The 10547-nt window shown below is 45.4% G+C and carries 10 protein-coding genes; 8 read left to right on the top strand and 2 right to left on the bottom strand.

Features of this window, described 5'->3' with window-relative positions; genetic code table 11:
* Positions 1 to 5: 5 nt before the first annotated feature.
* The gene (locus tag VTH8203_RS04440) at positions 6 to 575 is read right to left on the bottom strand and encodes a PilZ domain-containing protein (RefSeq protein WP_096992575.1); all 570 of its coding nucleotides are present in this window, start codon (positions 573 to 575) and stop codon (positions 6 to 8) included.
* Positions 576 to 749: 174 nt separating this feature from the next.
* Between VTH8203_RS04440 and lolC the strand changes: the two genes are divergently transcribed.
* From lolC to lolE, 3 genes are read left to right on the top strand one after another with little or no spacing between them, the layout of a single operon-like run.
* A complete protein-coding gene (gene lolC, locus VTH8203_RS04435) occupies positions 750 to 1958 on the top strand; it encodes a lipoprotein-releasing ABC transporter permease subunit LolC (RefSeq protein ID WP_167385787.1) in 1209 nt (402 codons plus the stop codon).
* On the top strand, positions 1951 to 2640 hold the full coding sequence (gene lolD, locus VTH8203_RS04430; RefSeq protein WP_096992573.1) for a lipoprotein-releasing ABC transporter ATP-binding protein LolD: 690 nt from the start codon (positions 1951 to 1953) through the stop codon (positions 2638 to 2640). Before lolC ends, lolD begins: the two co-directional genes overlap by 8 nt.
* A 14-nt stretch (positions 2641 to 2654) precedes the next feature.
* Positions 2655 to 3893, top strand: coding sequence for a lipoprotein-releasing ABC transporter permease subunit LolE (gene lolE / locus VTH8203_RS04425; protein ID WP_096992572.1), 1239 nt, complete (start codon positions 2655 to 2657; stop codon positions 3891 to 3893).
* 135 nt (positions 3894 to 4028) lie between these two features.
* On the opposite strand, the gene VTH8203_RS04420 is transcribed toward lolE, so the two are convergent.
* Positions 4029 to 4538 carry a DUF2062 domain-containing protein gene (locus VTH8203_RS04420; RefSeq protein WP_096992571.1) on the bottom strand — a complete coding sequence of 170 codons (510 nt, stop codon included), beginning with the start codon at positions 4536 to 4538 and terminating at the stop codon, positions 4029 to 4031.
* A gap of 8 nt (positions 4539 to 4546) precedes the next feature.
* On the opposite strand from VTH8203_RS04420, the gene VTH8203_RS04415 reads away from it, so the two are divergent.
* The 5 genes from VTH8203_RS04415 to kdsB are packed head-to-tail and all read left to right on the top strand — an operon-like array spanning position 4547 to position 10537.
* Positions 4547 to 6829: a DNA internalization-related competence protein ComEC/Rec2 gene (locus tag VTH8203_RS04415; RefSeq protein ID WP_096992570.1), complete on the top strand. Its 2283-nt coding sequence runs from the start codon at positions 4547 to 4549 to the stop codon at positions 6827 to 6829.
* A gap of 31 nt (positions 6830 to 6860) precedes the next feature.
* Complete coding sequence (gene msbA, locus VTH8203_RS04410) at positions 6861 to 8615, top strand: lipid A ABC transporter ATP-binding protein/permease MsbA (RefSeq protein WP_096992569.1); 1755 nt, start codon at positions 6861 to 6863, stop codon at positions 8613 to 8615.
* Positions 8612 to 9622: a tetraacyldisaccharide 4'-kinase gene (gene lpxK / locus VTH8203_RS04405; protein WP_096992568.1), complete on the top strand. Its 1011-nt coding sequence runs from the start codon at positions 8612 to 8614 to the stop codon at positions 9620 to 9622. Before msbA ends, lpxK begins: the two co-directional genes overlap by 4 nt.
* Positions 9603 to 9782, top strand: coding sequence for a Trm112 family protein (locus VTH8203_RS04400; RefSeq protein ID WP_096992567.1), 180 nt, complete (start codon positions 9603 to 9605; stop codon positions 9780 to 9782). The genes lpxK and VTH8203_RS04400 overlap by 20 nt, the downstream gene beginning before the upstream one ends.
* Entirely contained in the window at positions 9782 to 10537 is a 756-nt protein-coding gene (kdsB, locus tag VTH8203_RS04395) for a 3-deoxy-manno-octulosonate cytidylyltransferase (protein WP_096992566.1), read from the top strand. Before VTH8203_RS04400 ends, kdsB begins: the two co-directional genes overlap by 1 nt.
* The last annotated feature ends 10 nt before the right edge of the window (positions 10538 to 10547 follow it).

Below are 10547 nucleotides of genomic sequence, written 5' to 3'. Positions count from 1 at the left end.
AATATTTATTGTTTGCCTCTGTTTAGCGAGCGCTGTCTAAGCAGTTTCTGTTGTTGGTATAAAGCCGCTTTAATCAGCAAATCTTGGTGTTCTTCCAAAATACGTACAAAGTTCATTGTAACCAATTGGCCGGCATCAGTGGTTTGGAGATTGGTTACCTCCGCGTAACAAAAAATACCGGCAGGAGGATGGTCTAGGAAGAGCTTTACTTTAGCAAATTGACCAATCTGAAGTGCTTCAGATGTTAGATAGGATAGCTGTCCTGCACCAAAACTTTGCGTGATATGGCGCTGTGCAGGGTCATCTTGTTGAGAAATAATGTAGTTCAGCAGCAAATTGAGTTTGCCGTTTTGCTGTTCAATTAATTCTGCAACATGCTTGAGATTGTGTTGATTCAATTCGTGTTTGGCAGCGTCGTTTTGTTGGTCGAGTAAACTAAACTCACTTGAAGCAATAAACGGCGCTGGAATCTCGGCAATGTACTGATCTAGGTCGGGCAAAGTACTACCAAGCCTTAAGGGAGCGATATTGACTTTCAAAGGTCCAGTGACGGTAAAGAATTCGTTCTGCTGCATACATTTTTCCTAATCAACTTGAATTAATTATCTCCATGTATGTCTGAGTTATCAAGAAAATGACAGAATGAATGGTCAAAAGTACGTAATTTAAAAGGAATTTTACAATCGGGGCTACAACCCAGAGGGTTTTCTGGTTACATTACTCATAGATTTCGTCCCATGGCCATTATTATGTTTCACCCTTTGCCCGTTTTAATTGGATTACGCTACCTAAGAGGTCGCTCTGGCGATCGCTTTAGTCGATTTGTATCCTATATTTCGACCGCAGGAATTACTATCGGTGTGTTATCTCTGGTTACCGTGCTCTCGGTAATGAATGGATTTGAGGCGCAGCTGAAAGGTCGTATTCTTGGCGTTTTGCCGCAAGCGGTTATTTCACACGAATCAGGTCGAGTTAACTTAAACGATAAGCCAACGGCGCTGCTCAATAGTTTTCCGACCAGTCAGCCTGCCGTTCCAATCGTACGCAGCGAAGCCGTGGTGCAAAGCCATCAAGGCTTATCTGCGGCGATGATGATTGGTATTGAACCTGATACAGACGACCCTATTCGTTACCGTCTAGTGAGTGGCAGCCTTGATAAACTACAACCGGGTAAATATCAGATATTGCTTGGTCACACTCTTGCTCGTGAGTTGGATGTACGTGTGGGGGATAAAGTGCGACTCATGGTCACCAGTGCCAGTCAGTATACTCCTCTTGGTCGAATTCCAAGCCAAAGAATGTTTACCGTTGCGGGTCTTTATAGTACTGGCTCAGATGTTGATGGCCAATTGGTAGTGACTCACCTTAAAGACGCTGCCAAATTGATGCGTTTTAACGCAGATGAAGCCAGTGGTTGGCGACTGTTTTTCAACGATCCCTTTGTAGTATCCAGTTTGAGTGAGCAACCTTTGCCAGATGGCTGGTTGTGGAGCGACTGGCGTGACCAACGTGGTGAACTATTCCAAGCGGTTAAAATGGAAAAGAATATGATGGGGTTAATGTTGGGACTTATTATAGGTGTCGCGGCGTTCAATATTATTTCTGCTCTGATCATGGTGGTGATGGAAAAACAATCAGAAGTGGCCATTCTTAAAACCCAAGGTATGACCGACCGCCAAGTGCTCGCTATTTTTATGGTTCAAGGGGCGAGCAGCGGTGCTGTGGGCGCCTTAGTCGGTGGTGTTCTTGGAGTGTTATTAGCCAACAATCTGAATGCGATTCTTGAGATGATGGGTGTCGCTTTATTTAGCTTTGGTGGCCAATTACCGATCGTCGTTAATCCTAGTCAAATTGTCGTTGTTGTTATTTGCGCTGTATTGTTAAGTCTTGCAGCTACCTTGTTTCCTTCTTTCCGCGCGTCATCCGTTAAACCAGCAGAGGCTTTAAGATATGAGTAGTCCATTGATCGCCTGTCAAAACATCCGAAAAACTTATCACGACGGGGCGGTGGATACCGAGGTTCTCAAAGGCGTTAGCTTTGAGATCGCCAAAGGCGAACTGGTGTCTATTATCGGTTCCTCTGGTTCTGGGAAATCGACGCTGTTGCATGTTTTAGGGGCACTCGATGAGGCCACAGAAGGGGAGGTCACCTTCCTTGGTAAACCTTTGTTAACGCTTAGCAGTAATCAACAAGCTAAGCTTCGCAACGAGCATTTAGGGTTTGTTTATCAGTTTCATCATCTACTCAGTGACTTTACCGCGGTAGAAAACGTCGCGATGCCGCTGTTAATTGGCGGGATGGGTACGAAACAAGCCAAGGCAGAAGCCAGTGCGTTATTGGAACGAGTGGGATTAAAACACCGTTTAGAGCATCGCCCTTCCGAGCTATCGGGTGGTGAACGTCAACGCGTCGCAATCGCGAGAGCCTTGGTCAATAAACCGGCCCTAGTACTTGCTGATGAACCGACGGGTAACCTTGATCACACAACGGCCTTGTCAATTTATGACTTGATGCGAACACTCAATACTGAGTATGGAACTGCTTTTCTAGTGGTCACTCACGATAATGAGTTAGCTGCGAAAATGGATAGGCAGATGCATATGCAAGATGGTTTGCTACTTGATGCTCAAACCGCCTAGTTCAAGGAGTTAACGTGTCACTTTCGTTTTTTATTGGTAAACGTTTTAGTAAAGCCAAACAACGCAACAAAATGGTGTCGTTTATTTCTATTTCGTCCATCGTAGGGATTGCCGTTGGGGTGGCTGTGATTGTCATTGGCTTGTCGGCGATGAATGGTTTTGAGCGTGAGCTGAAGAATCGAGTGTTATCTGTGATTGCCCACGGTGAATTTGAAGGCGTCAACGCCCCGATCAAAAATTGGCAAAATGTCATGGATTCCGCGCTTGAGCACTCACAGGTAGAAGCGGCGGCACCTTATGTTCGATTGACCGCTTTAGTAGAAAAAGGCAGTCAACTGAAAGCCGTGGAAGTTCGTGGTGTCGATCCGCAACTTGAACCTAAGGTGTCGACGTTACCGAGCTTTGTCAAAGGAGCGGCATGGCAAACATTTCAGTCAGGTCAGCAGCAAGTCATTTTGGGGAAGGGAGTTGCTGATCAAGTAGGAGCCAAAGTGGGCGATTATGTGACGTTGATGATACCGACGTCGGGCAATAGTACTAAAGTACAAGCCCCAAGGAGAGTACGAGTTCAAGTGACAGGTCTGTTAGAGCTAAATGGGCAGATAGATCATAGCCTGGCCATAGTCCCACTTGCTGATGCCCAGCAATACGCTAGGTTGGGTGATAAGGTAACGGGTGTGTCTATCAAAGTCGATGACGTGTTCAACGCGCCTTTGATTGTTCGAGAAGTCGGGAATACCTTAACGGAATATGTTTATTTACACAGTTGGAAGCAAAAATACGGGTTCTTATATCGAGACATTCAACTCGTTCGGACCATTATGTATCTGGTCATGGTGTTGGTGATCGGTGTGGCCTGTTTCAATATCGTCTCAACCTTAATGATGGCAGTGAAAGACCGCGCCTCTGAGATTGCTATATTGAGAACGATGGGGGCCACCGATGGTTTAATAAAACGAATATTTACCTGGCAGGGTGTATTCTCAGGAGTCGTAGGAAGCATAGTGGGTGGTGTGTTAGGCAGTGTCATCGCGCTGAACCTCACTCCTTTGATTTCAGGTCTGGAGTCGCTAATTGGGCATAAGTTTTTATCCGGTGATATTTACTTCGTTGATTTTCTCCCATCTCAGCTCGTTTGGAGTGATGTTGCCTTAGTCGCTGGAACAGCAACGGTATTAAGCCTTATTGCAACCTGGTACCCAGCCACGAAAGCAAGTCAGCTGAATCCTGCCACTGTTCTCAGTTCTAAATAATGTCACTCAAAGGAAAAGCCCACCATGCTTATGCATGGTGGGCTTTTTCATATTCAGTCGACAACGTTGTTGCTTCAAACTGTCTGTAGGCTCGTAGTTTTTCTTAAGCCTACTTTGGCACCTTCAATAATCGCGTTACCTTGTAGCGCGTTTTTGCCAGCTGCGCACAACAGAATAGCGCCAAAGACCACGAATTCCAAAATATCCAGCAACAGAAGAAACGATAGCGCATATCGCACATCCTAAAAGGAAAGGAGGCCCAATCGTGCTCATTTGGTCTGATAAATATTGCCAAGACAGTTCAAAATGGAACGGCTGCGGCGGTGTATTTAGGCAAAAGGCTCCGAGCTTGTAGGCGAAGTAGAAAAGTACCGGCATGGTCACGGGATTACTGATCCAAACAAGTGCAACGGACAGCGGTAAGTTCACGCCAAACATAATGGCAAGTCCAGCAGCCATGATCATTTGGCTTGGCAGAGGGACGAAAGCCATAAATAAACCAACGGCGAAAGCACCTGCCGCTGAGCGTCGGTTTAAACACCATAGGTTTGGGTTATAGAGGACATTGCCGAACACTTTCAATGCCTTTTGTCGTTTGATCATCTCGTGATCGGGCATGAAACGTTTAATTAACTTTCTTGGCATAGGGAAACATGACTCTCTTAACAGGCATTGTTGCACCATTGGGTTACACCTTAACACTGATCAGTGTGATTTGGTGGCCAATGATGCCTCATTACTACTGGTTGATTCCTACATCCTTAATTAGCATAGCCCTACTTATAAACCGCTGCTTAGTATTCGCATGGGTATTTATTGCAATGTCCGTGGCTTTGATACAAGGGAATCTATATAAGCACCAGTCTGAGGTGCTTTACCGATTTGGCACAGATATTACCATAAAAGGACGAGTTGACAGCTATTTTAAAAAAATAACTCGTGGATATGAGGTTGAGTTGACGATTTTATCTATTAACGGAGAAAAATTGTCATTCTTTGAGCAGCCTAGCGTCAAATTATATACACCAGTCGAATTATCAATGGGCGATGAGCTACACGCATTGGTTCACTTAGCTCCAGTTATTGGTGTGCGTAATCAGGTTGGTTTCGACAAAGAGCAATACTATTTTTCCCATCGCATTTCGGCAGAGAGTATTTTGGCGAATGGCAGCCACTTTATCGTTCGCAGTGTGGACAATTGGCAAGCGACATTGCATCAAGTGGTTGTGTCAGCGACCGAAAATAGTCCCTATCAAGGTTATTATTTGGCGTTAATTTTCGGCGATAGAAGCAAACTAGAGGCGAAAGATTGGTTGCGCTTAAAACAAAGCGGACTGTCTCATCTTGTGGCTATTTCAGGCTTGCACGTAGGAATAATATTTACCGTAGGCTACCTTATCGGACGCGCTAGCTTGCTTGTCATGACGCTGTGCTTGCCAGTCGCATATCGTCATAAAACGGTGCGTTTTGGTTTGATATTAAGCCTGCTGTTGGGGCTCTTGTTAGCATACTTTTATGCTGCATTAGGAGGCTTTGCTACATCAACGGTTCGAGCTTTAATCATGCTTGCTGTTGTTAATGTACTCTACATTACTCACACCCGAATAATGAGTGTGGTGACGTTATTGGTGACAGCGTCACTGATACTGACTTTGATACCATTTTCTGCCGCAAGTGCCAGTTTTTGGCTTTCTTTCCTTGCTGTTGCTGTACTTATCGTTACTCACTCTGTTGTGTGCCATCAATTTGGTCTTCGTACTGTATTGTACACTCACGTGCTGCTCTGCTTACTATTCATTCCTATTGTTGTCGGTTTATTTCAAGGCATCGCCATGGCGTCGCCGTTTTATAACTTGGTTTTTGTTCCTTGGTTTAGTTTTCTCGTCGTCCCGACATTGCTGTTGGTCACTGTAGTGACAGTGCTTGTGGAAAAAGCGCGCTTTGTATGGGAGTGGGTCGATGGGCTTATGATGCCGTTTGACTACGCTTTGAATTTATCCAGTTGGTTTTGGTTTAATGCTCCAGCGTATTTTGCTTTCTATGCAATACCTTTGATTTTGGTCTTGGTGTTGAGACAAGGCATTTCATTGAAGTGGTTCGCGTTATTATTAATAGCTTTTGCCGTGACGTTGCCACTAAAACAAAGTGGTCAAAAAGTCAGTGTTCATTTCTTCGATGTGGCTCATGGCCTCGCTGTTGCCATTAAACAAGGCGATGAAGCCGTGCTTTATGACACAGGAAGGGCGACCCCGACGTTCTCGATGGCAAGGGCTGTAGTTACTCCCAATCTATTGGCTCTAGGCGTTAAAAAGCTCCATGGAATCATTATCAGCCACGCCGATAATGATCACGCAGGAGGGGAAAATGCACTTGTTGCTAGTTGGCAGCCAGAATGGATAAAAAAGCCAGACGGTACAAAGGATGAGCAGCTTTGTGTCCAGGGTAAGACGTGGCAATGGAAAGCAATTCGATTTGAAGCACTGTGGCCACCGAACAAAGTAGAGAGAGCGTACAACCCACACTCTTGCGTTGTACTAGTGAGTGTTGTTCAAGGCCAGACAACGATAAAACGAATACTGCTTACCGGTGATATTGAGAAAGTCAGTGAAATTTTGATCGCAAGAACAATTTCTGACCTCAATGTCGATGTGATGGGTGTCCCCCATCATGGCAGCAATACTTCCTCTTCAACATTTCTGACCCGATTAATTCGCGCCGACCATGTTGTCGCGTCAACCAAGTTCCAGTCTCGTTGGCAGCTTCCGAGTGAATCGGTTAAACAACGATATATTGAACAAGGTGCTCAATGGTACGAAACTGGTGAACAAGGACAGATTAATTTTGTCTTTTTTGATGGAGAATTAACCGTTTCAACGCTTCGCAACCAGAACCTCGACCCTTGGTATAGGCAGATGTTGCGAAGCAGAGTAGAATAAATAAATAGATAGAAGAAAACGAACAATAATTATGTCGCTAAATCAAGATGAAACGACGCTGCAGACCTTTAAGCGTCTTTGGACTTATATTCGAGAGTACAAAGCGGGTCTCGTCGTTGCGGTGATCGCACTGGTGATCAATGCTGCTGCAGATACCTATATGCTTTCACTACTCAAGCCTCTACTTGATGAGGGCTTCGGTGATGTCGAGTCAAATTTCCTAAAAGTCCTTCCTCTAATTATTCTTGGAATGATGTTCGTACGTGGTACCAGTGGATTTGTTTCCACTTACTGTTTGAGCTGGGTATCCGGCAAAGTGGTGATGGAGCTACGTCGAAAAATTTTCAGTCATTTTATGCACATGCCAGTCTCATTCTTTGACAAAGAATCTACCGGTGGTCTGCTTTCTCGTATTACTTATGATTCAGAGCAAGTCGCGGGTGCGACAAGCCGCTCGTTAGTCAGTATTGTCCGAGAAGGCGCAAGTATCATTGGTTTATTGGTTCTGATGTTCTGGAGCAGTTGGCAGCTTTCTTTGGTTCTTTTTGCAGTGGCTCCAGTCGTGGCCTGGGCAATCAGTTTTGTTTCCAAACGATTCAGAAAGATCTCTCGTAACATGCAAACCTCCATGGGTCATATGACAACGTCAGCGGAACAAATGCTGAAAGGTCATAAAGTGGTTCTGAGTTACGGTGGACAACGAGTAGAAAAAGAACGATTCGACCAAATGAGTAACCAAATGAGGCAGCAAAGCATGAAGATGGTTGCGGCTTCAGCGGTAGCAAACCCGGTGATTCAAATGATCGCTTCCCTTGCGTTAGTGGCTGTGCTTTATCTTGCGAGTTTTGATGAGATTCGGGATCAATTAACAGCAGGTACGTTTACGGTTATTTTCTCTGCGATGTTCTCATTAATGCGTCCATTAAAAGCGCTGACCGGCGTAACAGCAGAGTTTCAACGCGGCATGGCGGCAAGTCAGACGTTATTTGCGTTGATGGATTTAGATACTGAGCGTGACAATGGCACCGTAGAGCTTGAAAAAGTGAAAGGGGACATTAAAGTCAATGACATCACCTTCACCTATCAGGGTAACGAGAAGCCAGCGCTGCGACATGTTAGTTTTAACCTTCCTGCTGGAAAAACCATTGCCTTGGTTGGTCGCTCAGGTTCTGGTAAGAGTACGATTGCGAACTTATTTACACGTTTCTATGACGTGGATAACGGAAGCATTGAACTCGATGGTCACAAAATCGATGATATTAAGCTCACCAACTTGCGTAAGCACTTTGGGTTGGTGTCTCAAAATGTGCATTTATTTAACGATACCATTGCTAACAACATTGCCTATGCAACGGATGGTGAATATACCCGTGAACAGATAGAACATGCAGCGACACTCGCTCATGCGATGGAGTTTATCAATGGGCTAGATAACGGCCTTGATACTGTGATTGGTGAAAATGGTGCGAGCTTGTCGGGTGGTCAGAGACAGCGCATCGCAATTGCACGAGCTTTGTTGCGTGATGCGCCGGTGCTGATTTTGGATGAGGCTACTTCGGCTTTGGACACGGAATCAGAGCGCGCCATTCAATCGGCATTGGACGAACTGCAGAAAGACAAAACGGTGTTAGTGATTGCTCACCGCCTATCAACGATCGAAGAAGCGGATGAAATTCTTGTAGTTGATGATGGTGAAGTGATCGAGAGAGGCGATCACAAAACGCTGCTTGCTCACAAAGGCGCTTACGCACAGCTGCATAAAATTCAGTTTGGTGAAAGTGAGTGATTGAGAAACTGTGGTTCGGTCGTAATCCATTCAACTACTTGTGGTGGCCATTACTTTGGCCTTTGAGTAAGTTATACCAAGCGATCGCTAAGCAACGCAGGTTGGCCTTCAGTAATGGTTCAAAAGCGCATTACACGTCATCCTTGCCTGTGATTGTGGTTGGCAACATTACTGCAGGTGGCAATGGAAAAACGCCAATAGTGATTTGGTTGATAGAGAATTTGCAGCGACAAGGCTTAAAGCCTGGCGTTGTTTCTCGTGGCTATGGCGGCAAATCTGATCACTATCCGTTACAAGTAACCACTGAGACCAGTACGAAAGCGTGTGGTGATGAACCAAAGCTTATATATGAAAGAACTAAAGTTCCCGTTGTTGTGGATCCTATAAGATCGAATGCGGTTAAGGCGCTGGAGCATCTTGGTGTTGATGTCATTGTTACTGATGATGGGCTCCAACACTATGCTCTCGATAGAGCGATGGAAATAGTGGTGGTCGATGGTGTTCGACGGTTTGGGAATGAGCAATCTATTCCATTGGGACCGTTACGTGAAACGCTGTCTCGTTTGGATGAAGTGGATCTCATCGTCACCAACGGTGGCGAAGGTGGCTTAGAGCAAGAAAAGCGTTTTGATTTACAGCCTGAACTTGCCATCAACTTGGTAACCAATGAGCGTAAATCGGTCACTGAGCTAGGCAGACTTGCTGCCTTTGCTGGTATTGGTCACCCGCCACGTTTTTTTAAGACGCTGAACGCTTTGGATGCCGACTTGGTGTGCTGCCAAGGCTTCGCCGATCATCAAGATTTTCAACCACAACAATTAATGGCCCTCAGTAAGGGGGCTGATAACGTCATTATGACGGAAAAAGATGCCGTAAAATGTCGTTCATTTGCACAAGATAATTGGTGGTATTTGCCCGTTTCTGCGCAGTTCACTGAGCAAGACAATAGCGAAATACTCAATAAAATAAACAAGGTAATAGAAAGTTATGGATCACAGACTTCTTGAAATCGTGGCATGCCCAGTATGCAAAGGAAAACTCACTTTTGACAAAGACAAGCAAGAGCTTATTTGTAAGCTTGATAGACTTGCTTACCCAATCAAAGATGGGATTCCAGTACTACTAGAACCTGAAGCAAGACAAATGAGTATGGATGAGGGACGCTAATGTCTTTTACGGTCATAATTCCAGCAAGGTATGAATCTACTCGTCTGCCTGGCAAGCCGCTGGCGGACATCGGCGGTAAACCGATGATTCAGCACGTTTATGAGAAATCCCTCCAATCGGGCGCAGAGCGTGTAGTTATTGCAACGGATGATGAGCGTGTTGAGTTAGCGGCGAAGCAGTTTGGTGCCGAAGTTTGCATGACCTCTCCGACACATGAATCAGGTACAGAGCGTTTAGCTGAGGTGGTAGAGTCGATGAATATCGCCCCTGATCATATAGTGGTGAATGTTCAAGGCGACGAGCCGCTAATTCCGCCAAGTATCATTAAACAAGTAGCAAGCAACCTAGAAACAAGCATTGCTCCAATGGCAACGCTTGGCGTCACTATTGACAATGACGCGGAAGTGTTTAACCCGAATGCGGTAAAAGTGGTCACTGACGCGCAGGGCTATGCGCTCTATTTCAGTCGAGCTACGATACCTTGGGATCGCGATGCCTATGCCTCAGAGCCAAAGCAACGCGCGGCGAGTCCTTTGCTTAGACACATTGGTATTTATGCTTATCGTGCAGGGTTTATCAAGACCTATGTTGAGTGGGCACCGAGTGCACTTGAACGCATTGAGTGTTTAGAGCAGCTGCGTGTCTTATGGTACGGTGAGAAAATCCATGTGGCTGCGGCTCAAGAAGCACCACCAGCTGGGGTGGATACTCCTGAAGATCTTGAGCACGTTCGAGCGATTGTTGCCAAACAATAAGTTGTTGACG

The sequence above is a fragment of the Vibrio thalassae genome, assembly GCF_900089835.1.
Classification (GTDB): Bacteria; Pseudomonadota; Gammaproteobacteria; order Enterobacterales; family Vibrionaceae; genus Vibrio; species Vibrio thalassae.
The sequence above is the reverse complement of the archived record's forward strand: the minus strand, read 5'-3'. Positions and strand labels throughout refer to the sequence as shown.